We start from the raw sequence: 23,893 nt of genomic DNA, 5'->3' as shown, positions 1-23,893 counted from the left end.
CTCAACGATGCGACTCACCATATTTCAACGGTTTGGCGGCGGAAATTCAAGTCACATCTTCAGCCGCTGCACAGGCTAGCGACAAAAAGGACGAGGAAGTGCCTTGAAGAGCCGCATGACAGGCATACGGCCGAATGAGGATAAAAATTCCGAGGTGGATCAGGACGCCGGATTTGCCGGCTTGGCCTTCGCCTTGCGGCTCGAATGGGCTTTCAGAATACGGGTCTTGAGGACATTCGACGCCTTGAAGGTCATGACGCGCCGTGGCGAGATCGGCACTTCCTCGCCGGTCTTCGGATTGCGCCCGATGCGTTCGTTCTTGTCACGCACCTGGAAGGTCGCGAACGAGGAGAGCTTTACGGTTTCCCCACGCACGATGGCGTTGCAAATTTCATCGATCACGGTCTCGACAAGTTCCGCCGACTCCGTTCGGGAGAGGCCGACTTTCCGGAATACCGACTCCGCCAGGTCTGCGCGCGTCACTGTCTTGCCCGTCATAGCTCCCCGCCCATATTGCTGCGTAATCTTCTTCAAGTTTCGCGAGACTATTGCCGTTGCGGCGAACGGTCAAGCTCTTGTTCGGAACGGCTTTTAGAGAGGTGGCACTACCAGCGCAACAAGACCGCGCCCCAGGTGAAACCGCCGCCCATGGCCTCCAGCATCACCAGATCGCCCTTCTTGATCCGACCGTCGCCGGCCGCGACGGCAAGCGCGAGGGGGATCGATGCGGCAGACGTATTGCCATGGAGATCCACGGTGACCACAACCTTCTCGAGAGGAATTCCGAGCTTCTTGGCGGAGCCATCAATGATACGGCGGTTGGCCTGATGCGGCACCAGCCAGTCGAGATCGTCCGGCGTGGTGCCGGTCGCATCGAAGGCGGCCTGGATGACATCGGTGATCATCCCGACGGCGTGCTTGAACACTTCACGGCCCGCCATGTGCAAAACGCCGACCGTTCCCGTCGTGGAAGGTCCGCCATCGACATAAAGCTTGTCCTTGTGCGCGCCATCGGAGCGCAGGCTTGCCGTCAGCACGCCACGGTCGGAATTGGCACCGGTCCCCTCGCCCGCCTCCAGGATCAGCGCTCCGGCGCCGTCGCCGAAGAGGACGCAGGTCGTGCGGTCGGTCCAATTGAGGATGCGGGAAAACGTCTCGGCGCCGATGACGAGCACGCGCTTGGCGAGACCGCAGCGAATATAGGCATCGGCCGTCGTTACTGCATAGACGAAGCCAGTGCACACGGCCTGGACATCGAAGGCGAAGCCGTGATGCATGCCGAGCCGGTTCTGGATGTTCACCGCTGTTGCCGGAAAGGTATTGTCCGGCGTCGAGGTGGCAACGATGATCAGATCTAGATCGTCAGGCGTCAGACCGGCATTGGCGAGGGCGGCGCGAGCCGCCTGTTCGCCCAGGGAGGCCGTGGTTTCGTCCTCGCCGGCGATATGGCGTTGACGGATGCCCGAGCGCTGGACGATCCAGTCGTCGCTGGTATCGACAATCTGCTCCATCTCGGCATTGGTCATGACGCGCTTGGGGAGTGCCGCCCCGAAGCCGCGAACAATTGAACGGATCATTCTGCTTGTACCCCGTCGCTCATGCCGCTTCCGGCCCTATGGGAGGCAGCCGTTTGGCATGATATCTCTTCAAATCGTTTTCGATTTTCTGTGTCAGTCCATTCTTGGCCATATCATAGCCGACATCGATGGCGGCTGCGAAAGCTTCGACATTCGCGCCGCCGTGGCTCTTGATGACGATACCGTTAAGGCCGAGGAAGACGCCGCCATTGACCTTGCTGGGGTCGAGCTTTTCGCGCAGCAGGTCGAAGGCACCCTTAGCAAACACATAGCCGATGCGTGCAAGCAGCGTGCGCGACATGGCGGCACGCAGATAGGAGCCGATCTGCTTGGCCGTGCCTTCCGCCGCCTTCAGCGCGATATTGCCGGAGAAGCCTTCCGTGACGACGACATCCACGGTGCCCTTGCCGATATCGTCGCCCTCGACAAAACCGAAATATTCAAGCGATTCAAGATTGGCTTCGCGGATCAGGCGTCCGGCGTCCTTGACCTCTTCCTGGCCCTTTATTTCCTCGACACCGACATTCAACAGCCCGACCGTGGGCCGCTCGATCTCGAAGAGCGCGCGCGCCATGGCGCCGCCCATCAGGGCGAAATCGAGCAACTGCTGGGCATCCGCGCCGATCGTGGCGCCGACGTCGAGCACGATGCTTTCACCGCGCAGGGTCGGCCATATCGCCGCGATCGCCGGGCGTTCGATATTGGCCATGGTGCGGAGACAGAATTTCGCCATCGCCATGAGCGCGCCGGTATTGCCCGCCGACACGACGACGTCGGCATCGCCCACCTTCACCGCTTCGATCGAACGCCACATGGTGGAAACATAGCGACCGCGGCGAAGCGCCTGGCTCGGCTTTTCATCCATACTGATGGCGACTTCGCATTCGTGAAAGACCGATTTTTCGCGAAGCTTGGGATATTTGGCGAGGACCGCCTCGCAGCGATCCTTCTGACCGTACATGATGAATGTGATATCGGGATGCCTATCCAGCGCCTTGGCCGCGCCGGGAACAACAACCTCAGGGCCGAAGTCGCCACCCATTAGGTCAAGAGAAATTCTGATCACGCGTCCCTAGTCCTTTTTCTCCGCCGAGGCCGGCGAATTTGGCGTCAAAATACCGTTTTCTCCCCCGGTTACAACTGAATTGTGCTCGAAGGGCACCGGGGCCTATTCCTTTTTCCAGTCTTTCAGAACGGCAAAGGGCGAGGGCTTCCTGTCATCCTCGCCGGTGTCTTCTATATGCGCTTCGAACTCGACGCCGGGCTTGCGCGGATAAGGATCGATGGCAAGGGCGGCAAATTCCGCAACGACCGCGCCGGCGTCGATCGTATCGCCTGTAAAGGTCTCAGGAAGATCCGGACCATCGGGATCGAGTATCATTTCTCCGGCATCCACAGAGGGCGCACGCGCCAGTTTGGAATCCTCGGGCACGAAGATGTGCTCGAAGTCTTCGTCGATATCAGATTCGACCGGCTCGAGTGTGACAACGCAAGCCTGAACGATCTTTGCCTTCACATTGCCCTTGACGCGCACTCCGTCGCGCTTCCAGCGCGAAATCTTGAGATCGGCTTCGAGCTTGCTGACCGAAAGAACATCCCAGAGAACCGCAAGCCCGGCCAGCTCGCGATCATCGGCCTCGAGGTGCACATCCACCGGATTGGCGGAGATATGCCCTACCTTCACCGGATAGGAAAACGGCGTTTCATCGGAGTCGTGTCTTTTCATTTTTATCTCCTAACCGGCCGGTCGGCCGACTTTGTCAGGCATCGGCAGCGTCGCCAAGCCCGTAGCGATTTGATCCTCGGTCACGGCCGTCAGATGCGCTTCCGCGATCATCATCCAATCGGCCAGCGCAGCCATGGAAGCCGCGGCCTCATTCGCCTTGGGATAGATGTTGCGCTGTAGCGCCATGGCAAGCGCGGCGCGATCATCGGCATCCATGGCACCCGCATAGCTTTCGAGCCGCCCGTAAAACATGCCGGCCAGCTTCTTCATCCGCTTCGGCACGCTGTTGTCACCTATACCAAGCTCGCGGATCGAATAATCGATGTCTTCGAAGAATGCATCCACGATTTCCTGCGCCAGTTCCTGGCCGCTGGTCGCGGCAGACCGGACGCGGCGGAAAAACAGAATCATCATGACGGACAGCAATTCGAAGCGTCCCATGACCGTATCGGGCACGCCGTAGTCGGTGTAGAAAACCGGCTCGCGCGCCATCGACGTCAGGGCCTCATATTGCCTGACGACGATGATCTGATTGTGATTTCTTTTGCGGAAGAGCCCAAAAATCATGAAAATTCCCGGAATTGGCTCCCTCTGAGCGTGCCGTTTTTGCTTGGCCTTGTTGCATCCACGCAAAAGCTGGTTTACCGAAGCAGGCGCGAATTGCAATGCCGTTTGTGCCCGCTTCGAGGCTCCAGCCCTTACCGTCATTACGTTGTGAATGATCGGTGATGAAGAGTGCCCAACAGCATCCTTGTGCCTTTCTCAATCGCGGAAAGGCCACAATGATGTGCACAGCAAGGTCATGTCGGCCGTTCGGCCATCGGATTGATTCATTAGGGGAGATGAGATGTCGTTGACCAGACGGTATTTCAAGTCTGACATATCTTTCAGCAGCACTGCCGCCATCGCCCTGGTGATTGCGACCATGGGCCTTTCGGGTTGCAAGACCAGCGAGGTCATGAACAACGGCTACATCTTCGATCAGCAGTCGCTGGCACTTGCGCCGGTCGGCTCGAGCCGCGAGCAGGTTCTGCTCTCGCTCGGTACGCCCTCGACCACGGCGACCTTCGATGGCGAGGTCTTCTACTACATCTCCCAGAAGCGCACGCGCCCCGTCGCCTTCATGAAGCCGAAGCTGGTCGACCAGAACATTCTGGCGATCTATTTCGACAAGGACGGCGTGGTGAAGCAGGAAGCCAATTATACGCTCAAGGACGGCAAGGTCTTCGATATGATCAGCCGCACGACGCCCACCGGCGGCCGCGACATCACCTTCCTGCAGCAGATACTCCAGGGCGGCGGCAACGGCGTCAACGGCGCCAGAAACTTCCTCAACAATCTCAACCCGGGTCAATAATCCGGGGATCATTTCAAAGAAAAACCCGCGAGGCATGCGCCCGCGGGTTTTTCTGTGCGTTCAATACGCTTTTCTTAGCCGGCCAGGATCGCAAGCAGCAGCAAGGCAACGATGTTGGTGATCTTGATCGCCGGATTGACAGCCGGGCCTGCCGTATCCTTATAGGGGTCGCCGACCGTGTCGCCCGTCACCGATGCCTTGTGGGCTTCAGAGCCCTTCATGTGGCGCGTGCCGTCCTTGTCGACGAAGCCGTCCTCGAAGCTCTTCTTGGCATTGTCCCATGCGCCGCCACCCGATGTCATGGAAATGGCGACGAAGAGGCCGTTGATGATCACGCCGAGCAACGATGCGCCAAGTGCCGCGAAAGCCGACGCCTTGGAGCCGGAGAGCAGCAGGACGCCGAAATAGACGACGACCGGAGCCAGAACCGGTAAGAGCGACGGAATGATCATTTCGCGAATGGCGGCCTTGGTCAGCAGATCGACGGCGCGGCCGTAATCGGGACGCTCCGCGCCTTGCATGATGCCCGGTTTCTCGCGGAACTGCCGGCGCACCTCCTCCACGATCGAGCCGGCGGCCCGGCCGACTGCCGTCATGGCGATGCCGCCGAAGAGATAGGGGATGAGGCCGCCGAACAGCAGGCCGGCGACGACGTAAGGGTTCGAGAGCTCGAACGAGATCGCACCCACGTTGGCGAAGTACGGGAACTTGTCGCCGTGAGCCGCAAAATATTGCAGGTCGTTCGAATAGGCGGCGAACAGCACCAATGCGCCAAGGCCGGCCGAGCCGATGGCATAGCCCTTGGTGACGGCTTTGGTGGTATTGCCGACCGCATCCAGGGCATCGGTGGATTTTCGCACTTCCGGCGGCAGATGCGACATTTCCGCGATGCCGCCGGCATTGTCGGTGACGGGGCCGAAGGCGTCGAGCGCGACGATCATGCCGGCAAGGCCGAGCATGGCGGTAACCGCAATGCCGGTGCCGAACAGGCCGCCGAGCTGATAGGTGGCAATGATGCCGCCGACGATGACGATTGCCGGCAACGCCGTCGATTCGAGCGAGACGGCAAGCCCCTGGATGACGTTGGTGCCGTGACCGGTCACCGATGCCTGCGCGATGGAATTGACCGGCCGCTTGTTCGTGCCGGTATAGTATTCGGTGATCACGACGATGAGCGCGGTAACGATCAGACCGACGATGCCACAGGTGAAGAGCTTCGTCCCGGTAATGTCGAAGCCGGCAACCGTGCCGACCGATCCCCAGCCGATGGTCAGCGAGGTGGCGACGGCCAGTCCGATGATCGACAGCACGCCCGTCGCAACGAGGCCTTTATAGAGCGCGCCCATGATCGAACCATTGACGCCGAGCTTGACAAAGAAGGTACCGATGATCGAGGTGATGATGCAGGCACCGCAGATCGCCAGCGGATAAACCATGGCCGAACCGAGGAGCGGCGAGCCGGCGAAGAAGATCGCGGCCAGCACCATCGTCGCGACCACGGACACGGCATAGGTTTCGAACAGGTCCGCCGCCATGCCGGCGCAATCGCCAACATTGTCGCCGACGTTATCGGCAATAGTGGCGGGGTTGCGCGGATCGTCCTCCGGGATGCCGGCCTCGACCTTGCCGACGAGGTCGCCGCCCACATCCGCCCCCTTGGTGAAGATGCCGCCTCCGAGACGGGCGAAGATCGAAATCAGCGAAGCGCCGAAACCGAGAGCCACAAGGGCGTCGATGACATCGCGTGAACCGGCCTCATGGCCGAGAACCTTCGTCAGAATACAGAAGTAGATTGAGACGCCGAGCAGGGCGAGACCGGCGACGAGCATGCCCGTAATGGCGCCAGACTTGAAGGCGATATCGAGACCTGCCGACAGGCTCTGCGACGAGGCTTGCGCGGTGCGGACATTGGCGCGCACGGAGACATGCATGCCGATGAAGCCTGCGGAGCCAGAGAGGATTGCGCCGATCAGGAAACCGAAAGCGGCTTCGGCCGACAAGAGAAGCCAGGCCGCGATGAAAACGATAATCCCGACGATGGCGATGGTTCTGTACTGGCGCGCCAGATAGGCTTGCGCTCCTTCACGAATATATCCGGCAATCTCCTGCATGCGGGCATTGCCCTGATCGGCAGCGAGCACCGACCGGGTTGCCCATACGGCATAAATGACCGAGAGCAGTCCGCATGCGATCACTCCTAAAAGAATCGACATTTCGCTTTTTCCCTCCAAAAAAGCCGGCGGTTCAGTCCTCCCCCGGCCGCCTGCGACAACGGCCTGTCCCCTCCTCCGGGAGATCGGCTGATGTGCAGTTGCGAGATTGCTGTCGGGAAAACCTCGCGTCAAGACCGCCCGCAGGTAAAACACCCGCTGGAGGTTCAAAAGAATATTCGAAGATGAAATCAGGCGCGAACGAAGGAAACGAAAGCCCCGGGCTTCGCCTGCCCGGTGCCCGTTATACCCTATTTCTTGGTTTCGCCGCGAACCTGCTTGGCGATTCGGTCAAGCACGGCATTCACGAGCTTCGGCTCGTCCTCCTCGAAGAAGGCGTGCGCGATCTCGACATACTCGGTGACGATGACCGGAACCGGCACGTCCTTGCGGTCGATAAGCTCGAAGGTGCCGGCGCGCAGTATGGCGCGTACGGTGCTGTCGAGACGCGACAGCGCCCAGTCGTCCTGAAGAGCGGATCCGATCAGCGGATCGAGCCGGGTTTGCTCCCGCACGACACCGGAGACGATGGAACGGAACCAGGAGGCATCGGCCTTCAGATAGGTTTCGCCATCCAGCTCTTGTCCGAGACGGTGGGCCTCATATTCGGCCACCACTTCCAGAACACCGGTTCCGCCGACATCCATCTGATAGAGCGCCTGGACCGCCGCAAGGCGTGCTGCGCCGCGCTGGTTGGCGGGCTTTGCAGGTCGCTCGTTATCCTGATTGCTCATGTATTATGCACCCAACTTCTCTTTCAGCGCGATCATCGTCAGCGCTGCGCGAGCGGCAAAGCCACCCTTGTCCTTGTCCGAACGGCGAGCGCGCGCCCAGGCCTGTTCGTCATTCTCGACGGTGAGAATACCGTTGCCGATCGCGAGAGATTCGCTGACGGCAAGATCCATCAGCGCACGCGAGGATTCATTGGCGACGATATCGAAATGATAGGTCTCGCCGCGAATGACCATGCCGAGAGCGACATAGCCGTCGTAAACAACGTTGCCATTGTCGCCGCCATCGAGCGCCATGGCAATCGCCGCCGGGATCTCCAGCGCGCCGGGCACGGTCACAATATCGTAAGTCGCGCCGGCCTCATCGAGAGCCGCCTTGGCGCCGTCGAGCAGGGCATCGGCCATATCGTCATAGAAGCGAGCTTCTACGATAAGGACATGAGCATTGGAAGAGCTGGTCATACATCACCTGCGATTTGAGAGGGCGCGGCACCTTGTCAGGCCGGGTCAAACCACGGCGGGCCTCGCTTGGCAAGTGTTTTTCAATGACGCGTGCCGATTCCGACCCTATTCGGAAATGATCTGCGCGTCGCAGAAATTGTGGCTTCCGCACACGCAACCGCTTCGATAATAATTTGAAGCCTTGCAAAGGGGGAGGTTCATGACGAAGAAATCCACACCCGCCATCAATGTCGGCGAGCTCGAGCTGGAACATTGGCAGCAAGGGAGCTTCTTTGCCGGCAGCGATACTTCCTTCGGAGCAAAGCTCGGACTGAGGCAGCTCGGCATCAGCTATAACGAGGTGCCGCCAGGCAAATCAGGCTGTCCGTTTCACAATCATCATGTCGAAGAGGAGATGTTCGTCATTCTCGACGGCGAAGGCGAGTATCGCTTCGGCGACCAGCGTATGGTAGTTGGCAAGGGCGATGTACTGGGCGCACCTGCCGGCGGTCCGGAAACCGCGCATCAGCTGATCAATATCGGCCCCTGCGTGCTGGTTTATCTCGCCATCTCCACAAAAGCGCGGACCGAAATCGTCGAGTACCCCGATTCCGGCAAGTTCCTGGCCAAGACTTACAGCGACGGCAAAACGGCGTTCCGCGCGATCGGCCGTACCTCCGCCGCCAAGCTCGATTACTGGGACGGGGAGCCCGGCGCCTCCAACGATTGACCATCACCAAAACATTTTCGGCAAAGACCTATCCCATGACCCATATTCCGACACTGACAACGGACCGGCTCCTGCTGCGTGGCCATACGCTTGATGATTTCGACGAGTTCCTCGAGCTATGGAAACATACGGACATTGTCCGCTTCATCGGCGGGGAAATGCCGACGCGCGAACAGGTCTGGGCTCGCCTGCTGCGCTATGCCGGCCTGTGGCATCATCTGGGCTTCGGCTTCTTTGCCGTCCAAGAACGTCAAAGCGGCCGATTGATCGGCGAAGTGGGATTTCTCGATCTGCATCGCGACATGACGCCGATGACGGAAGGTACGCTGGAAGCCGGCTGGGGCATCACGCCGCCGATGCAGGGCAAGGGCTATGCGACGGAGGCCATGAGCGCGGCAATCGCCTGGGCGGACAGGCAGTTCGCAGGCCGGCGCATGACCTGCATCGTGGACCTGGAGAACACACCGTCACTACGGGTCGCGGAAAAGATCGGCTTCCGCCGTATCGGCGAACTCCTGCTGAAGGACAGATCCAACGCCATCTTCGAACGTCAGGCGTTGTGAGGACCAATATCATGCCGGTTTCGCTGGATAGGTTTTCGGTCAAACGTTATGAAGCAAACGACGCCCAGGCCACGATCGACATTTTCCTGAGGGCCATTCGCGAGATCGCGTCGAAAGACTATGGCCCGGAGCAGATCGCAGCATGGGCAAAGGTGGAAGATGTCGGCGTCTGGGCACAATACCGAGCGAGCCGGCCGACCTGGCTTGCGATGGATGGCTCCACGCCCATCGGCTTTGCCGATCTGAAATCGGACGGCTGCCTTGATATGATGTTCGTTTCGCCGGACTATCAGGCAAAGGGTGTCGCAAGCCTGTTGCTTTCGACCGTCGAGGCGGCTGCCCAAAAACAAGGCCTTCGGCGGATTTTTACCGAGGCGAGCCTGACTGCCCGCCCCTTCTTCGAACGCAAGGGCTTTGTCGTCTTGACCGGGCAGCGGATAGAAAAGCGCGGCCAGATTCTATCGAACTTTCTGATGGAAAAGGCGATCGGATAAGCTGCCGAGGCGCCGATTGGCGCCTTCGCCGTGGCAAGCCTATGATGTTCAGCCTTCGCGGGCGACCGGGAATTCCGCCAGGCGAGCGGCGTAGCGCGCCATGGTATCGACTTCGAAATTGACGAAATCGCCGGCCTTGCGCTCGCCCCAGGTCGTCACCTCCAGGGAATGGCGGATCAGAAGCACGTCGAATTCCGCACCCTCGACAGCGTTGACCGTCAGCGAGGTGCCGTCGAGAGCAACCGAACCCTTCGGCGCCACGAATCTTGCGAGGTGTTCCGGCGCGCGCAGGCGGAAGCGCGTGGCCTCGCCCTCTGATGTCACGGATAGGATTTCCGCCTTGCCGTCGATATGGCCGGAGACGATATGGCCGCCAAGCTCGTCGCCGATCTTGAGGGAACGCTCGAGATTGATCTTGGCTCCCGCTTCCCAGGTACCGATGGTCGTAAGCCGCAGCGCCTCTTCCCACGCCTCGACCTCGAACCATCGTCCGTTGCTGCCCTGTTCGGGCAGACCGGTCACCGTCAGGCAGACGCCGGCATGAGAGATCGAGGCACCCATGTCGATCGTCGCCGGATCGTAATTGGTGGCAACGCGCAGCTTGATGCCTTCCTTCATCGGGGAGACGGATTCGACCGTGCCGACATCGGTGACAATTCCCGTAAACATCAAAAACCTCTTTCGTATTCGTCGCAAAGATCGTCGCCGAAGCGGCTTTCGCCGACATGCATAAAGTCAGCCGGGATATTGGATTTGAGGACCGGCGATTCAATACCACCCTCGCCGATATCGGCCGGTCCCTGAAACAGCAGGATGCGGTCGACCAGCCCGGCATCGAGGAAACTCTGCGCCGTCCTGGCGCCGCCTTCGACCAGCAAAGAGGAGATGCCGCGCGTGCCGAGGGCCTCCAGCAACTCTCCCGGCTCGCTCGAATTGGATTGCAGGACCTCGACGCCGGCGGCATCCAAGGCAGCACGGCGTGCAAGGAAGGCCGCATCGACGGCGCCGTCAAAGGACGGCGGATGGCCGGCAACAGCAATGACCGGATACTTCCGCGCGGTCTGCACCAGCTTGCTGCCAAGGGGGAGCCGCAATTGCTCGTCGATGACGATGCGCAGCGGAGAGCGATCCTCCAGGCTTGGAAGCCTGCAGGTCAATTCGGGATCGTCTGATATCGCCGTACCAATGCCGACCAATATGGCGTCGCTTTCGGCGCGCAGCATCTGCACCTGTGCCCGCGAGACGTCGCCTGTGATGCGAACCTGGCCCTCGCCTGCCTTTCCGATCATTCCATCGGCGGAAACAGCAAGCTTGAGAGTCACATAAGGCCGGTTTCTCGTCTGACGCATGAGATAACCCGCGAGAGATCGCCTGCCCTCCGTTTCCAGAACACCGGTATCGACCTCAATGCCGGCCTCGCGCAGCATGGTGATGCCGCGCCCGGAGACGCGTTGGTCGGGATCTGTGACGCTGATGACGACGCGTGCCACGCCGTAACCGATCAGCGCCTCGGCGCAGGGCGGCGTCTTGCCATAGTGAGAACAGGGCTCGAGCGTCACGTAGGCGGTGGCGCCTCTGGCTGCCTCGCCCGCTTCCGTCAGAGCCTGCGGCTCAGCATGCGGCCGCCCGCCAAGGGCGGTTACGCCGCTGCCAAGAATGACACCGTCCTTGACGACGAGGCAGCCGACGGACGGATTGGTGGAGGTCTGTCCCAGGTGCTGACGAGACAGACGAATGGCCGCGGCCATGAAACGCTCGTCTTCGGGCCGCAGCGCCATGATCAAGGGTCCAGCGGATCGCGGGCGATCTTGGCGTTGATCTCGTCGATGACGTGTTCGAAATCCTCCGCATGCGAGAAATCGCGATAGACGGAGGCATAGCGCACGAAGGCGACATCATCGAGCGTCTTCAGCGCTTCCAGTACCTGAAGGCCGATCTGCTCGGAGCTGATCTCTGTCTCGCCGGAGCTTTCGAGGCGACGTACGATCCCCGACACGGCCCGTTCGATCCGGTCCCGATCGACCGGGCGCTTGCGCAATGCGATCTCAAAGGAGCGCACCAGTTTGTCGCGATCGAATGGCACCTTGCGGCCGGTCTTCTTGATGACCATGAGTTCGCGCAACTGCACGCGCTCGAAGGTGGTGAACCGACCGCCGCAGTCCGGGCAGATACGCCGCCGGCGGATGGAGGTATTATCCTCCGCCGGGCGCGAATCCTTGACCTGGGTATCTTCCGTACCGCAATAGGGGCAGCGCATGCGCCCTCCTTAGCCCATATAACCGTACATCGGGAAGCGATCGGTAAGCTTGACCACTTTTTCCCGCGCGGCAGCCTCGACGGCGGCATTGCCTTCGTCGGAATTGGCGACCTTCAGGCCATCGAGCACTTCGATGATTAGATTGCCGATTTCGCGGAACTCAGCTTCCTTGAAGCCGCGCGTCGTGCCGGCGGGCGTGCCGAGGCGAACGCCCGATGTGACGAAGGGCTTTTCAGGGTCGAACGGAATGCCGTTCTTGTTGCAGGTGACGTAGGCGCGGCCGAGGGCGGCTTCCGCGCGCTTGCCGGTGGCATTCTTCTTGCGCAGGTCAACCAGCATCAGATGGTTGTCCGTGCCGCCGGAGACGACATCGACACCGCCTGATATCAGCGTTTCGGCAAGCGCCTTGGCGTTCTTGACGATCTGGGCCGCATAGTCTTTGAACCCGGGCTGCAGCGCTTCACCGAGCGCAACCGCCTTGGCGGCGATGACGTGCATCAGCGGGCCACCCTGAAGACCGGGGAAGACGGCCGAGTTGAACTTCTTGGCCAGATCCTCGTCATTGGTGAGGATCATGCCGCCGCGCGGGCCGCGCAGCGACTTGTGGGTGGTCGTGGTGGCGACGTGGCAATGCGGGAACGGCGACGGATGCTGGCCACCGGCAACCAGGCCGGCAATGTGGGCCATGTCAACCATCAGATAGGCGCCGACGCTGTCGGCGATCTCGCGGAAGCGCTTCCAATCCCAGATGCGGGAATAGGCCGTGCCGCCGGCGATGATCAGCTTCGGCTTGTGCTCTTCGGCCTTGCGCTGCACTTCGTCCATGTCGAGCAGGTTATCGCCTTCACGCACGCCGTAGGACACGACGTTGAACCACTTGCCGGACATGTTGACCGGCGAACCATGCGTCAGGTGGCCGCCCGAATTGAGATCGAGACCCATGAAGGTGTCACCCGGCTGCAGCAGCGCCAGGAAGACGGCCTGGTTCATCTGCGAACCGGAATTCGGCTGAACGTTGGCGAAATTGACGCCGAACAGCTTCTTGGCGCGCTCGATGGCGAGCTCTTCAGCGATATCGACGAACTGGCAGCCGCCGTAATAGCGCTTGCCCGGATAGCCCTCGGCATATTTGTTCGTCATGATCGAGCCCTGCGCTTCCAGCACGGCGCGCGAAACGATGTTTTCGGAGGCAATCAGCTCGATTTCGTGCCGCTGACGACCGAGCTCCTCGCCGATCGCACCAAAGATTTCCGGATCGGTATCGGCAAGCGAGCGATTGAAGAAGGGTTCGGTGGATGCATTGGTCATCGTAGAAGCTCCTGAACGGGCCGGAACGGCAATGCAGACGGTATTAGCGTCAGGGTCGCCCGAGAGCAATACGAGCAGCGACATTTGCTGAGCATTCTACGCAGAGCGGCGTCAGCCAACGAAAAAGCCGCATCCAGGGACGCGGCTTCCATAAGAATTGCAACCAGGCGGCCGATTATTGAACCGGCTGCTCCATGCCCTGGGTCGTATTGAGTGCCAGCTGCGAGTTGCCGTCGAGATTATAGATGTCGTCGCGGAACTGGACGATGCCGTCGCGGGCGCTCCATGCCGAAATATAGACGAAATAGACAGGCACTTCCGACGCCAGGGTGATCGGCGTGTTGACGCGGGTGGAGATGACCTGCTCGATGTGCTGGCGCGGCCAGCCGGGCGTTTCGGCCAGCAGCCAGGTCGCCAGGTCGCGCACGTTCTGAACGCGCACACAGCCGGAGCTGTCGAAGCGCATCAGCTTGTTGAACAGGCCCTGCTCGGGCGTGTCGTGCATGTATTCGTTGTTGGGGTTGTGGAAGTTGATCTTCGTGGACGCCATGGCGTTGGTCTTGCCCGGGTCCTGACGGAACATCAGATCCGGCGCCTTGTCCGAATTCCAGTCGATCGTCTCCGGCGCTACTTCCTGACCCTTGCCATCGATAAGGCGAATGTTGCTCCTCGTCAGATAGGTCGGGTCCTTGCGCATCAAGGGCACGATGTCCTTGACGACGATGGAGCGCGGCGCCGTCCAGTACGGGTTGAGGATGACCTCGTAGATCTTCGAATTGATGATATGCGTCGGCCGTGATTCCCGGCCGACGATCGCCTGGTGGCGCAGCGCCACCTGACCATCCTCGACGGCTTCGACACGTGTCGCCGGGATATTGACCATGACGTGACGGCGGCCGAGGTCGGATGGGAACGTCTGTAGGCGAACAAGATTGGTGTTCAGCTGCTGCAGGCGGACATTGGCGGGGATATTCATCGCCTTCAGCGTGAAATCGCCCATGACGCCATCTGCCGGCAGTCCATGACGGGCCTGGAAACGCTTGACCGCACCGTCGACATAGGAGTCGAAGGCAGAGGAGATGCCAGCCTCGCGCGGCAGGTCGCCGGTAATCATCAAATGCTGGCGTAGCGACTGTACGGCCGGGTCGGTCGCGCCGAGCTGCAGCGGCTGCTGGCTTGTCGGATTGATCTGCGGCCATCCGCCGCTGGCGACGATGTTCTGATATTGCGCGATCGCCTGCTGAATATTCGGTACGGAATCCGGTCCGAGGATTGGCGCGTTCGACTGGACAGCGGCGGCGGTGCGCGCCGCAGCCTTCGCGTCGAACTGGTCGTCCCAATTGCCGCGGGAACGGTCGTTGATGAGCGCCTCAAGCGGAGTTGCATTTTGCGCGAGAGCCGGAGCGGCCAATGCGGCAGCGCCAAGAGTTGCAGCCGACCGCAGGAAAGAGCGGCGCGAAAAGGATTCAATTCCGTTTTTCTTCGACATATCCCAACCGTTCAATGCTGCGATCCAATCATGCGCAGCCGAGAGAGAAAGCAGTAAATAACGCAAGCTCACGCCAAGTGACGCCGCTCAGTATCGATCCGCACCCTTAAAGCACCACCAAAAACTTCGCCACGAACCATCACAATATCGCGAAGCCAAGACCTTTGAGCCGAAACATCGAATTTCGAGAACGCCGCTTGCCGTCGATTTCCGCTGTCATAGCAATATGGCCAATTCGTGTCTCCCGGCATGAAACTTGCTTTGCCAAGCGGGAGCGTAAGAAACACCAAACTGCTTTTGCTAAAATACAACAGCTGCGCGTGGTTCATAGCGTGTCTTGAACCCGCGTCAATGGCTTAGCCGTCTTGCAGGTTGTGTATGACGGAAGGTCAGGCTCGGACGTGGCAAAAAGCGCACAACGGCGGGGGCTGGCAAAAACGTTCAAGCCGGACACGCAGGGAACGTGTCCGGCTTGCTTTTACCGGATGGTCTCGCGGCTATCCTTCGCCGCTGCTTACATGCGATAAGCGATGCTATCGTTCCAGAAGCGGTCCAGGCGCTGCAGGAGCTTGTTCATCTGGGTGAACTCGTCGGTGCCGATGCCGCCGACCTTGTCGATCGAGCCGATGTGGCGCTCATAGAGCTTGGCGACGGTTTCGGCGATGTCCTGGCCGGTTTCGGTCAGGCTGATGCGGACCGAGCGGCGGTCGATGCGCGAGCGCTGGTGGTTGATGAAGCCGAGATCGACCAGCTTCTTGACGTTATAGGAAACGTTGGAGCCGAGATAGAAACCGCGGGAGCGCAGCTCGCCGGCCGTCAGCTCGGAATTGCCGATATTGAAAAGGAGAAGTGCCTGGACGGCATTGACGTCGTCGCGACCCTGGCGGTCGAACTCGTCCTTGATGACATCAAGCAGGCGGCGGTGCAAACGCTCGACCAGGTGAAGGGATTCCATGTAGAGAGCCCGGATGTCATCAACCTGCTGATCCCGAGCGTTCGCAACTGCCTGCGGCTTGATTTTCGTGTTCATCATGACTTGGCCTCACTCTGTTTTGTTTGGCGGTGTCGTTTTCTTCCCGCCTTGAGTGAGACCCTATCGAATACACATAAAATTCTACTTAAACTGCAGGCTTAACAGCACCTTACCAGGAAGTGTTGCTGTCTCAGGGTAAATCAACCATTACCTGCTGCTGACGGCGCCTGCGCTTTTCCTGCCATAACAGGACGCGGAAAAGGCCATAAATCAAGGCGACGCAGGCATGCAATATCATGATCAGCGGATTGGATCCGAATATCTCTGGCCAGACCCCGTACATCAATCCCTGCCCGCCTGCGGCAAGCACCCACATGACCGGTCCCCAGGAGACGGTGAGCCACAATCCGAGGGCGGCGACGGGGAAGATCACGGCAAGCCCGGCGCCGGCAACCTTCCAAGGCAGGGCAAGCAAATCGAAGCGTGCATGGCCATCGAGCGAATAGCCGACCAGCATCGCCCAATATTGCAGACCGAGCCAGAAACAGCCGATCGCGATCAGCCGCATGAACAGCACGAACAGGATGTCCGTCAGCGTATTCTTGGGTACGGTCGAAGAATCAGGTTCCATGCGTGAACAATACGTAGGAGGCACGTGCCTCGCCAGAATATAATGGCTGCGGCCTTTCGCCTGGTTTTGAATCCTGGGGACTGCGTGATAGGTACGCGGCCTATATGGAGTGCCTAAATAAACGAAAAAGGATGGCGGCATCATGGAGAACAAGACGCATCTCGTCGACGAGATCACCGGGCATCGCCGCATGCGACGCAATCGCAAGGCCGATTGGACACGCCGTCTCGTGCAGGAAAACCGGCTGACGGTCGACGATCTGATCTGGCCAATCTTCCTCATTCCCGGCACCGGCATCGTCGAGCCGATCCCTGCCATGCCCGGCGTCAACCGCATGACAGTGGACAAGGCCGTGGAAGCAGCCAAGGAAGCGGCCGATCTCGGCATCCCTGCGCTCGCGACCTTTCCGAACATCGAAATGGGGCTGCGCGACGAGACCGGCTCCAACAGCCTCGAAAGAAACAACCTCATCAATCTCGCCAGCGCCGCAATCAAGAAGGCCGTGCCTGGTATCGGCATCATCACCGATGTCGCGCTCGATCCCTTCACCAGCCACGGCCATGACGGCATCCTGCGCGGCAACGAGATCGTCAACGACGAGACGGTCGAGCAGGTGGCGCAGGCGGCGGTCTATCAGGCGGATGCGGGGGCCGACATCATCGCACCTTCGGAAATGATGGACGGCCGCATCGGCGCGATCCGCCAGGCGCTCGACGCCGCAGGCCACCAGAACGTCGGCATCATGAGCTATGCGACGAAGTTCAGCTCGGCTTTCTACGGTCCCTATCGCGAGGCGATTTCCACCGGCGGCCTGCTGAAAGGCGACAAGAAGACCTATTACATCGATCCGGCCAACGGCACCGAAGCCGTGCGCGACGCCGCACTCGACGTCGAGGAAGGTGCCGACATGCTGATGGTCAAGCCCGGCCTGCCCTATCTCGACATCTGCTGGCGGCTGAAGGAGGCCTTCGGCCTTCCGACCTTCGCCTATCAGGTTTCCGGGGAATACGCGATGATCAAGGCCGCCGCCGCCAATGGCTGGATCGACGGCGACAGGGTGATGCTCGAAACGCTACTCGCCTTCAAGCGCGCCGGATGTGACGGCATCCTCACCTATTTCGCCATGGATGTGGCTAAGCATCTGGCGAAGAAATAGCTTCAAGCCACGCGCCGGCGGCCTGCTTATTGCATTTGCAGGCGCCGATACCATATGTTCGGCAAATGTTTCCCAAGGAGGAAAGCAATGAGCCTGAACCCCAGCCCGCTCTATGCAGCACCGGACGACTGGCGCGCCTATAGTGGCGTGCTGAGCCGGCGCGTCTTCGCCTTCATCGTCGATTACATCGTCGTGGCCCTGCTCTGCATTCCCGCGGCCGTGCTGCTGTTCTTCGTTTCGATCCTGACGCTGGGACTCGGCTTCTTCCTTTATCCGGTGCTCTTCGTCCTCGTTGCCGGCCTTTATTTCGGCTGGACGCTCGGCGGGCCTTACCAGGCGTCGCTCGGCATGCGCGCCATGGGCCTCACCATGATTCGCGTCGACGGCCGCCGAATGGACTTCCTGACGGCGATCGTCCATCTGGCGCTGTTCTGGATCCTGAACTCCGTCCTGACGCCGCTGATCCTGCTGGTGGGCCTGTTTACCGACCGCAGCAGACTGGTGCATGATCTGCTGCTCGGCACGGTTATCGCCCGCACCGCATAAAGCGAGCGCACCGCGACCTCACGACTGACGACCCCCGGCACGACCAATCGACCCGCGAGACGGCATTTCCGCTTGTGGTCAATTAGGAAACTTTGATCTTTAACAAAGGACGTAGTTGACGTTTTCTAAACTTGGGCCATGCTTGTAAAAAACGGATGCCGAAGGAAAGGGCAATCAACGGCAGATGAATACGCAGTCGACGCCATCTCCGCAGTTTTATCTGACGGCACCGGCTGCCTGTCCGTACTTGCCGCACGAGATGGAACGCAAGGTCTTCACCCATCTCGTCGGTCCGCGAGCAGCAGAGATGAACGATATTCTGACCCAGGGCGGCTTCCGGCGCTCGCAGAACATCGCCTACCGCCCCGCCTGCGAAGCCTGCCGTGCCTGCGTATCCGTGCGCATCCTCGCCCAGGAATTCGAGCCCGGCCGATCGATGCGGCGCGTGCTGGCCGCCAATAGCGACGTCATCGCCACCGAATTCCCCGCACAGCCCTCAAGCGAGCAATATTCGCTCTTCCGCCGCTATCTCGACTATCGCCACCAGCATGGCGGCATGTCGGACATGACCGTGCTCGACTATGCGATCATGGTCGAGGATACACATGTCAATACCCGCATCATCGAGTATCGCCGCCGCGAGGAAGGCTCCGGGCTGGAGCAGCGTCCGAAGGGCGAGTTGCTGGCGGCGGCATTGACCGACGTCATGAGCGACGGGCTATCGATGGTCTATTCCTATTTCAATCCAGATCTCGATGCGCGATCACTCGGCACCTTCATGATTCTGGATCACATCAAGCGAACGAAGGCGCTCGGGCTGCCGCATGTCTATCTTGGCTATTGGGTCAAGGGCTCGCGCAAGATGGATTATAAGACGCGCTTCCAACCACAGGAACATTTGACGCCGCGCGGATGGGAACGTTTCGATCCCGCGGCCGACGGCGACAAAGATACCTTGCGCTGAATGTTTGCCCATCTCCCGGACCATAAGAAGGGCCTGCTGCTGACATCGTTCGGCGGGCTGGCGCTGTCGATGGACATACCGCTGATCCGGCTTTCCAGCGGCGAGGTATGGTCGGTGCTCTCGGCGCGCAGCCTTGCGACCATCGTCGTAGCGCTCGCCGCCCTCTTCGTCATCCGCCGAGTCACAGGCTCGCTGCAAACCGTGCTGCCGGGCCGGCTCGGAATTCCCGTTGGCTTCTTCTATGGGCTGACCACCATCACCTTTCTTCTCGCCGTCTATTATACCAAAGCGGCGAATGTGGTCTTCATCATCGCGCTGAACCCGATGTTCACCGCGCTGCTGTCCTGGATCTTCCTGAAAGAACGCCCTGCCCTTTCCACGTTCATCACCATGGCAGTGATGATTCTGGGGGTCGGCCTTATCGTCGGGGATGGCATGGAGGCTGGGCACCTGCTTGGCGACGCCCTCTCGGTGATCGCATCGCTTTCCATCGCCTGCGCGATCACGATGAGCCGCGCCTCCGGGCAGGATATGGGTTTTGCTTCCTTGCTGGCAGCCGTCATTCCGGCAGCCGTCGGGCTTTATCACATCGCGCCGACGGGCTTTTCCATCGAGCATCCCGGCTGGATCCTCTTCGACGGCGCGCTGCTGATGCCGCTTTCCTTCTGGTGCCTTGCGACAGGCACGCGCTTTCTCTCGGCGCCGGAAGTAGCGATGTTCTACCTTCTGGAAACGATCCTGGCGCCGATCTGGGTCTGGCTGATCTTTTCCGAGGCGCCGACCAACATGACGCTTGCCGGTGGCGCCATCCTGATCCTGGCACTGGCCGCCCACTCGCTCTGGCAGGCGCGTGTCAAAGCCAGAGCAGCAATCACCGCGCAGAGCCTTGCACATTGAAACAGCGGTCAATCGATGTTATAACGAAGTTATTACATCGGAGCTGAGACATGAACGTTACCATCCGCAAAATCGGCAATTCCCAAGGTGTGATTATTCCGAAAGAGGTTCTTGACCAGTTAGGGCTCGGCGCTGGCGATACGTTGGAACTCAGTCTGAAGGATGGTGTATTGCTGATGCAGCCAACCGACGCAGACTTCGCGCGCCAGATGGAGCATGCGCAGCGCTTCATGGATCAATACAAGGTAGCGCTCAAGAAGCTGGCTGAGTAATGCCCTTTATCCTCCTGACTAGGCCGCTTATCGAACAATTGCATAGGATGCAGATTAAAAGGTTCGGCGGTTCCTATGGCCTACGAGACGAAGGTTCCCTGGAATCAGCCCTGGCACGCCCGATTAACAAATCCCAATACGGCAGTGACGATATCATCGAACTGGCGGCAGCCTATCTATTTAGGCTGGCAAAAAACCGCGCGTTCATAGATGGCAATAAGCGCATCGCCATCGTGACGACGGCAGTCTCTCTTATGGAAAACGGCTATCGTATTCAAACGACGGATGCCAATCTTTACAGCTTCGTCGTGGCAGTGGCCGCTGGTGAAATCGACCAAGAAGGAGCAATGCGCTTCCTGCGGGACGTCTGTGTTCCAGAGGCAGGTTAGAAACTAACCGCCTCCTATTTGCTTCGGCGTTGGGTTTCCGATGTCTGTCAGCAATCGATCCGGCGGCCGATTGCCCTCTGTTGACGGTCAAGCCACACCACCCGGCCCTTCGCTGGGCTCAGGGCGTCCGTCGCTGCAATCGACCCTCCTGGGTCGATTGCTCGGGCTTAGCTCAACCGATCTCTACCCAGAAAATCTGCCGCTTCTTGGGAAGCCCTTCGGCACGGCTCTGCCGGCGCCGGCGCGGTCGCCCAGCCATTCCACCAATTCATCCTTGGACTTGGTGAAGGTGCGGCCGGCGCTGTCTTCCCAGGTCAGGCCATCGGCGATCATGAAGCATCTGATATCGGCGACGCCGCCGTCCTTGTAGCGCTGCAGGCGAACACCCTTGCCGCGCGACATTTCGGGCACCTGCTCCAATGGGAAGATCACCATCTTGCGGTTCTCGCCAACGACGGCGACATGATCGCCTGAAACCGGAACAAGAAGCTTCGTCTCATCCGGATAGGAGACGTTCATGATCTGCTTGCCCTTGCGGGTATTGGCGACCAGTTCCGCCTCGGCAACGATGAAGCCGTTGCCCGCCGTCGATGCGATCATCTGCTTGCGCTGCGGATCGTGGACGAAGGCGGTCAGCACATCCTGATCGTTTTCCATGTCGATCATAATGCGCAGCGGTTCGCCATGACCGCGGCCGCCGGGCAGCTTGTCGCCGCCGAGGGTATAGGCCTTGCCGCCCGTCGTGATGATGAGGATCTTGTCCGTCGTCTGCGCCGGGAAGGCAACCTTGAGACCGTCGCCCTCCTTGAAGGTCAGCGACGAGGTATCGGAAATGTGGCCCTTGAGGGCGCGGATCCAGCCTTTTTCCGAGACCACGACCGTAATCGGCTCCTTTTCGATCATCGCCTGCTGGATGGCGGCATCGTCAGCCTCAGGCGCCTCGGCAAACTGGGTGCGGCGGCGGCCGATTTCGGTGGCCTTGGCGAATTTCTTCTTCACCTCGCCGATTTCCCAGGACACCGTCTGCCACTGCTTTTCTTCCGAAGCGAGCAGCGCCTCGATATCTGCCTTCTCCTTGGTCAGGCCGTCGAACTCCTTGCGGATTTCGAATTCTTCCAGCTTGCGCAAGGAGCGCAGCCGCATGTTGAGGATCGCTTCGACCTGATTGTCCGTGAGGCCGAACCGCTCCATCATGACCGGCTTCGGCTCATCCTCCTCGCGGATGATGGCGATGACTTCGTCGATATTGAGATAGGCGACCAGCAGGCCACCGAGGATTTCAAGCCGCTTTTCGATGGCAGCGAGCCGGAAACGCGAACGGCGAAGCAACACCTCGCGGCGGTGATCCAGCCACTCCTTCAACACTTCGTTCAGCGCCATGACCCTGGGAATGCGGCCCATGGACAGGACGTTCATGTTGAGGGGAAAACGGCTTTCCAGCTCCGTCAGCTTGAACATCGATTCCATCAGGATCGTCGCGTCGACCGTGCGGCTCTTCGGCACCAGAACGACGCGGATATCCTCGGCGGACTCGTCACGGACATCTTCGAGCAGCGGCAGCTTGCGCGCCAGCAGCAGTTCGGCGATCTTTTCGATCAGCCGCGACTTCTGCACCTGGAACGGTATTTCCGTGACAACGATCTGGTAGCCGCCACGGCCGAGGTCCTCGATCTCCCATTTGGAGCGGACACGGAAGCCGCCGCGGCCGGTCTTGTAGCTCTCGATAATGCTCTGGCGATCATCGATGATGATGCCGCCGGTCGGAAAGTCCGGGCCTGGAATATAAAGCTCCACCAGCTTCTCGACCGTCGCATCGCGATCCTTGATCAGATGCAGGGCGGCGTCGCAAAGCTCGTGAGCATTGTGCGGCGGGATGGAGGTCGCCATGCCGACCGCAATGCCCGAAGAACCGTTGGCGAGCAGGTTGGGAAAAGCCCCAGGCAGAACGATCGGTTCGGAATTCGACTCGTCATAGGTGTCGCGGAAATCCACCGCATCCTGATCGATGCCTTCGAGCAGCAGCTCGGAAACGGCCGTCATCTTGGATTCGGTGTAGCGCATCGCGGCCGGACTATCGCCGTCGATATTGCCGAAATTGCCCTGACCGTTGACCAGCGTATAACGCTGCGAGAAATCCTGCGCGAGGCGCGCCAGCGCGTCGTAGATCGACTGGTCGCCATGCGGGTGATAGTTACCCATCACCTCGCCGACGATCTTGGCGCATTTGCGGAAGGCGGAGTTGGGGCGAAGACCCATCTCGCTCATCGCGTAGACGATGCGGCGATGCACCGGCTTCAAACCGTCGCGAACGTCGGGAAGCGCGCGTTGCGTGATCGTCGACAAGGCATAGGCCAGGTAGCGCGTTTCGAGCGCGGCCTTCAGATCGACCGGAACGATATTGTCATCGCCATCACGGGACGGCGGAGTAAGATTTTTTCCCATGGCCCTTGACTATCGGAGATGACGATTCCCGGCAAGAAATCAGCGGAAAGCACCTGTGGATGAAGGCGTTTCGAGCACCGTTGGAATGTGGTGCCGGAGCATTTTTACCGCACCGGCTCCCGACGCTCATTGTCATTGGATTTTTGTGGAAATATCAATATATGTCAGCGCAGTATACGTTCAATTTATACGCCACCGCCGACACCACCGGCTCAACTAGGAAACGCCATAATGACTTTCTATCGGACCACGCGGCTGATGCTCTGCAGCGCTGCCATCCTGTCTTTCGCCGGTTCGGCCTTCGCGCTTGACGGCAACGACCTTCTGAAGAAGCTCAACGACGTATACGCACAGCAGGGTGGCTCTATCGCCGCCGCTGGTATCGATATCGACGGCGACACGGTAACGCTGAAGGGTGCCACCGTGAAAGCAGCCGGCATGGAGCAGAGCATTCCGCTCGGCGACATCACCATGGATGGCGTCGAAGAAAGCAATGGCGGCTACAAGATCGGCGAAATCGATTTCGACGATGTCGATTTCGAAAAGGACGGCGCCGCGGTTTCCGCCACCGACCTGAAGCTGAACGGCGTCGAAATCCCTGGTGACGCGACCAAGGGCGATCTCAGCTCGCTCCTCTATTACAAGAGCGCCCATGCCGGCGCCGTGTCCGTCACCAAGGACGACACCGAGGTGTTCTCGATCGAGGGCGCCGACGCCACCATGAACAGGCGCGACGACAA

26 protein-coding genes and 1 pseudogene are annotated in these 23,893 nt (G+C 59.9%); 11 read left to right on the top strand and 16 right to left on the bottom strand.

Features of this window, described 5'->3' with window-relative positions:
* Positions 1-159 precede the first annotated feature (159 nt).
* The 5 genes from Q4Q11_RS21865 to Q4Q11_RS21845 all read right to left on the bottom strand — a co-directional run bounded on the left by Q4Q11_RS21865 (position 160) and on the right by Q4Q11_RS21845 (position 3,870).
* Entirely contained in the window at positions 160-498 is a 339-nt protein-coding gene (locus tag Q4Q11_RS21865; protein WP_112510982.1) for an integration host factor subunit alpha, read from the bottom strand.
* A gap of 107 nt (positions 499-605) precedes the next feature.
* The gene (locus Q4Q11_RS21860; RefSeq protein WP_112510980.1) at positions 606-1,577 is read right to left on the bottom strand and encodes a beta-ketoacyl-ACP synthase III; all 972 of its coding nucleotides are present in this window, start codon (positions 1,575-1,577) and stop codon (positions 606-608) included.
* Between the two features lie 19 nt (positions 1,578-1,596).
* On the bottom strand, positions 1,597-2,643 hold the full coding sequence (plsX, locus tag Q4Q11_RS21855; protein WP_498570791.1) for a phosphate acyltransferase PlsX: 1,047 nt from the start codon (positions 2,641-2,643) through the stop codon (positions 1,597-1,599).
* A gap of 102 nt (positions 2,644-2,745) precedes the next feature.
* Positions 2,746-3,303: a DUF177 domain-containing protein gene (locus Q4Q11_RS21850; protein ID WP_112510976.1), complete on the bottom strand. Its 558-nt coding sequence runs from the start codon at positions 3,301-3,303 to the stop codon at positions 2,746-2,748.
* A gap of 9 nt (positions 3,304-3,312) precedes the next feature.
* Positions 3,313-3,870: a ubiquinol-cytochrome C chaperone family protein gene (locus Q4Q11_RS21845; protein ID WP_112510974.1), complete on the bottom strand. Its 558-nt coding sequence runs from the start codon at positions 3,868-3,870 to the stop codon at positions 3,313-3,315.
* A 280-nt stretch (positions 3,871-4,150) separates the two neighbouring features.
* Between Q4Q11_RS21845 and Q4Q11_RS21840 the strand changes: the two genes are divergently transcribed.
* Positions 4,151-4,660 (top strand): outer membrane protein assembly factor BamE, encoded by a 510-nt coding sequence (locus Q4Q11_RS21840; RefSeq protein ID WP_112510972.1) that lies wholly within the window; start codon positions 4,151-4,153, stop codon positions 4,658-4,660.
* A gap of 74 nt (positions 4,661-4,734) precedes the next feature.
* Here Q4Q11_RS21840 and Q4Q11_RS21835 read toward each other — a convergent pair whose 3' ends face one another.
* From Q4Q11_RS21835 to Q4Q11_RS21825, 3 genes are all read right to left on the bottom strand, one after another.
* The gene (locus Q4Q11_RS21835) at positions 4,735-6,873 is read right to left on the bottom strand and encodes a sodium-translocating pyrophosphatase (RefSeq protein ID WP_498570790.1); all 2,139 of its coding nucleotides are present in this window, start codon (positions 6,871-6,873) and stop codon (positions 4,735-4,737) included.
* A gap of 248 nt (positions 6,874-7,121) precedes the next feature.
* The gene (gene nusB / locus Q4Q11_RS21830; RefSeq protein WP_112510968.1) at positions 7,122-7,604 is read right to left on the bottom strand and encodes a transcription antitermination factor NusB; all 483 of its coding nucleotides are present in this window, start codon (positions 7,602-7,604) and stop codon (positions 7,122-7,124) included.
* A gap of 3 nt (positions 7,605-7,607) precedes the next feature.
* Entirely contained in the window at positions 7,608-8,063 is a 456-nt protein-coding gene (locus tag Q4Q11_RS21825) for a 6,7-dimethyl-8-ribityllumazine synthase (protein ID WP_113217785.1), read from the bottom strand.
* A 199-nt stretch (positions 8,064-8,262) separates the two neighbouring features.
* Between Q4Q11_RS21825 and Q4Q11_RS21820 the strand changes: the two genes are divergently transcribed.
* From Q4Q11_RS21820 to Q4Q11_RS21810, 3 genes are read left to right on the top strand one after another with little or no spacing between them, the layout of a single operon-like run.
* Positions 8,263-8,772, top strand: coding sequence for a cupin domain-containing protein (locus tag Q4Q11_RS21820; protein WP_498570789.1), 510 nt, complete (start codon positions 8,263-8,265; stop codon positions 8,770-8,772).
* Positions 8,773-8,807: 35 nt separating this feature from the next.
* The gene (locus Q4Q11_RS21815) at positions 8,808-9,335 is read left to right on the top strand and encodes a GNAT family N-acetyltransferase (RefSeq protein WP_498570792.1); all 528 of its coding nucleotides are present in this window, start codon (positions 8,808-8,810) and stop codon (positions 9,333-9,335) included.
* A gap of 11 nt (positions 9,336-9,346) precedes the next feature.
* Positions 9,347-9,829, top strand: a complete 483-nt coding sequence (locus Q4Q11_RS21810) for a GNAT family N-acetyltransferase (RefSeq protein WP_498570788.1) — start codon at positions 9,347-9,349, stop codon at positions 9,827-9,829.
* Positions 9,830-9,877: 48 nt separating this feature from the next.
* Here the strand turns inward: Q4Q11_RS21810 and Q4Q11_RS21805 are convergent, their stop codons facing one another.
* The 7 genes from Q4Q11_RS21805 to Q4Q11_RS21775 form a co-directional block, all read right to left on the bottom strand.
* On the bottom strand, positions 9,878-10,498 hold the full coding sequence (locus Q4Q11_RS21805; RefSeq protein ID WP_498570787.1) for a riboflavin synthase: 621 nt from the start codon (positions 10,496-10,498) through the stop codon (positions 9,878-9,880).
* Complete coding sequence (ribD, locus tag Q4Q11_RS21800; RefSeq protein WP_498570786.1) at positions 10,498-11,607, bottom strand: bifunctional diaminohydroxyphosphoribosylaminopyrimidine deaminase/5-amino-6-(5-phosphoribosylamino)uracil reductase RibD; 1,110 nt, start codon at positions 11,605-11,607, stop codon at positions 10,498-10,500. Before ribD ends, Q4Q11_RS21805 begins: the two co-directional genes overlap by 1 nt.
* 2 nt (positions 11,608-11,609) lie before the next feature.
* Positions 11,610-12,086, bottom strand: coding sequence for a transcriptional regulator NrdR (gene nrdR / locus Q4Q11_RS21795; protein WP_112510958.1), 477 nt, complete (start codon positions 12,084-12,086; stop codon positions 11,610-11,612).
* Positions 12,087-12,095: 9 nt separating this feature from the next.
* A complete protein-coding gene (gene glyA / locus Q4Q11_RS21790) occupies positions 12,096-13,394 on the bottom strand; it encodes a serine hydroxymethyltransferase (protein ID WP_498570785.1) in 1,299 nt (432 codons plus the stop codon).
* Positions 13,395-13,569: 175 nt separating this feature from the next.
* Positions 13,570-14,883, bottom strand: a complete 1,314-nt coding sequence (locus Q4Q11_RS21785) for a L,D-transpeptidase family protein (RefSeq protein ID WP_112510954.1) — start codon at positions 14,881-14,883, stop codon at positions 13,570-13,572.
* A 514-nt stretch (positions 14,884-15,397) separates the two neighbouring features.
* Positions 15,398-15,913, bottom strand: coding sequence for a transcriptional regulator LdtR (gene ldtR / locus Q4Q11_RS21780; protein ID WP_041677845.1), 516 nt, complete (start codon positions 15,911-15,913; stop codon positions 15,398-15,400).
* Positions 15,914-16,046: 133 nt separating this feature from the next.
* Positions 16,047-16,487, bottom strand: a complete 441-nt coding sequence (locus tag Q4Q11_RS21775) for a DUF6163 family protein (RefSeq protein WP_498570784.1) — start codon at positions 16,485-16,487, stop codon at positions 16,047-16,049.
* Positions 16,488-16,629: 142 nt separating this feature from the next.
* On the opposite strand from Q4Q11_RS21775, the gene hemB reads away from it, so the two are divergent.
* The 6 genes from hemB (at position 16,630) to Q4Q11_RS21745 (ending at position 20,711) form a co-directional block, all read left to right on the top strand.
* Positions 16,630-17,643, top strand: a complete 1,014-nt coding sequence (gene hemB, locus Q4Q11_RS21770) for a porphobilinogen synthase (protein WP_498570783.1) — start codon at positions 16,630-16,632, stop codon at positions 17,641-17,643.
* An 87-nt stretch (positions 17,644-17,730) separates the two neighbouring features.
* A complete protein-coding gene (locus tag Q4Q11_RS21765) occupies positions 17,731-18,189 on the top strand; it encodes an RDD family protein (protein WP_112510950.1) in 459 nt (152 codons plus the stop codon).
* Positions 18,190-18,373: 184 nt separating this feature from the next.
* The gene (locus tag Q4Q11_RS21760) at positions 18,374-19,153 is read left to right on the top strand and encodes an arginyltransferase (RefSeq protein WP_112510948.1); all 780 of its coding nucleotides are present in this window, start codon (positions 18,374-18,376) and stop codon (positions 19,151-19,153) included.
* Positions 19,154-20,050, top strand: a complete 897-nt coding sequence (locus Q4Q11_RS21755) for a DMT family transporter (protein WP_498570782.1) — start codon at positions 19,154-19,156, stop codon at positions 20,048-20,050.
* A 50-nt stretch (positions 20,051-20,100) separates the two neighbouring features.
* A complete protein-coding gene (locus Q4Q11_RS21750; protein WP_112510944.1) occupies positions 20,101-20,322 on the top strand; it encodes an AbrB/MazE/SpoVT family DNA-binding domain-containing protein in 222 nt (73 codons plus the stop codon).
* The gene (locus Q4Q11_RS21745; protein WP_498570781.1) at positions 20,322-20,711 is read left to right on the top strand and encodes a type II toxin-antitoxin system death-on-curing family toxin; all 390 of its coding nucleotides are present in this window, start codon (positions 20,322-20,324) and stop codon (positions 20,709-20,711) included. The genes Q4Q11_RS21750 and Q4Q11_RS21745 overlap by 1 nt, the downstream gene beginning before the upstream one ends.
* 183 nt (positions 20,712-20,894) lie before the next feature.
* Here the strand turns inward: Q4Q11_RS21745 and parC are convergent, their stop codons facing one another.
* A complete protein-coding gene (gene parC, locus Q4Q11_RS21740; protein ID WP_498570780.1) occupies positions 20,895-23,153 on the bottom strand; it encodes a DNA topoisomerase IV subunit A in 2,259 nt (752 codons plus the stop codon).
* Between the two features lie 231 nt (positions 23,154-23,384).
* Between parC and Q4Q11_RS21735 the strand changes: the two are divergent.
* Positions 23,385-23,893: pseudogene (locus tag Q4Q11_RS21735) on the top strand (hypothetical protein); the annotation flags it as partial.

It is taken from the genome of Rhizobium sp. UFLA01-1127 (assembly GCF_059803845.1).
This window is presented reverse-complemented; position numbering and strand designations above follow the sequence as displayed.

Bases quoted from the DNA above. Each gene is read 5' to 3' on its own strand.
- Q4Q11_RS21835 (WP_498570790.1), bottom strand. From the start codon at position 6,873: ATGTCGATTCTTTTAGGAGTGATCGCATGCGGACTGCTCTCGGTCATT.
- Q4Q11_RS21810 (WP_498570788.1), top strand. From the start codon at position 9,347: ATGCCGGTTTCGCTGGATAGGTTTTCGGTCAAACGTTATGAAGCAAAC.
- parC (WP_498570780.1), bottom strand. From the start codon at position 23,153: ATGGGAAAAAATCTTACTCCGCCGTCCCGTGATGGCGATGACAATATC.
- Q4Q11_RS21850 (WP_112510976.1), bottom strand. From the start codon at position 3,303: ATGAAAAGACACGACTCCGATGAAACGCCGTTTTCCTATCCGGTGAAG.
- Q4Q11_RS21865 (WP_112510982.1), bottom strand. From the start codon at position 498: ATGACGGGCAAGACAGTGACGCGCGCAGACCTGGCGGAGTCGGTATTC.
- nusB (WP_112510968.1), bottom strand. From the start codon at position 7,604: ATGAGCAATCAGGATAACGAGCGACCTGCAAAGCCCGCCAACCAGCGC.
- Q4Q11_RS21775 (WP_498570784.1), bottom strand. From the start codon at position 16,487: ATGGAACCTGATTCTTCGACCGTACCCAAGAATACGCTGACGGACATC.
- Q4Q11_RS21785 (WP_112510954.1), bottom strand. From the start codon at position 14,883: ATGTCGAAGAAAAACGGAATTGAATCCTTTTCGCGCCGCTCTTTCCTG.
- Q4Q11_RS21825 (WP_113217785.1), bottom strand. From the start codon at position 8,063: ATGACCAGCTCTTCCAATGCTCATGTCCTTATCGTAGAAGCTCGCTTC.
- hemB (WP_498570783.1), top strand. From the start codon at position 16,630: ATGGAGAACAAGACGCATCTCGTCGACGAGATCACCGGGCATCGCCGC.
- Q4Q11_RS21760 (WP_112510948.1), top strand. From the start codon at position 18,374: ATGAATACGCAGTCGACGCCATCTCCGCAGTTTTATCTGACGGCACCG.
- Q4Q11_RS21815 (WP_498570792.1), top strand. From the start codon at position 8,808: ATGACCCATATTCCGACACTGACAACGGACCGGCTCCTGCTGCGTGGC.
- Q4Q11_RS21805 (WP_498570787.1), bottom strand. From the start codon at position 10,498: ATGTTTACGGGAATTGTCACCGATGTCGGCACGGTCGAATCCGTCTCC.
- ldtR (WP_041677845.1), bottom strand. From the start codon at position 15,913: ATGAACACGAAAATCAAGCCGCAGGCAGTTGCGAACGCTCGGGATCAG.
- Q4Q11_RS21745 (WP_498570781.1), top strand. From the start codon at position 20,322: ATGCCCTTTATCCTCCTGACTAGGCCGCTTATCGAACAATTGCATAGG.
- Q4Q11_RS21765 (WP_112510950.1), top strand. From the start codon at position 17,731: ATGAGCCTGAACCCCAGCCCGCTCTATGCAGCACCGGACGACTGGCGC.
- nrdR (WP_112510958.1), bottom strand. From the start codon at position 12,086: ATGCGCTGCCCCTATTGCGGTACGGAAGATACCCAGGTCAAGGATTCG.
- glyA (WP_498570785.1), bottom strand. From the start codon at position 13,394: ATGACCAATGCATCCACCGAACCCTTCTTCAATCGCTCGCTTGCCGAT.
- ribD (WP_498570786.1), bottom strand. From the start codon at position 11,607: ATGGCGCTGCGGCCCGAAGACGAGCGTTTCATGGCCGCGGCCATTCGT.
- Q4Q11_RS21845 (WP_112510974.1), bottom strand. From the start codon at position 3,870: ATGATTTTTGGGCTCTTCCGCAAAAGAAATCACAATCAGATCATCGTC.
- Q4Q11_RS21755 (WP_498570782.1), top strand. From the start codon at position 19,154: ATGTTTGCCCATCTCCCGGACCATAAGAAGGGCCTGCTGCTGACATCG.
- Q4Q11_RS21750 (WP_112510944.1), top strand. From the start codon at position 20,101: ATGAACGTTACCATCCGCAAAATCGGCAATTCCCAAGGTGTGATTATT.
- Q4Q11_RS21860 (WP_112510980.1), bottom strand. From the start codon at position 1,577: ATGATCCGTTCAATTGTTCGCGGCTTCGGGGCGGCACTCCCCAAGCGC.
- Q4Q11_RS21820 (WP_498570789.1), top strand. From the start codon at position 8,263: ATGACGAAGAAATCCACACCCGCCATCAATGTCGGCGAGCTCGAGCTG.
- Q4Q11_RS21840 (WP_112510972.1), top strand. From the start codon at position 4,151: ATGTCGTTGACCAGACGGTATTTCAAGTCTGACATATCTTTCAGCAGC.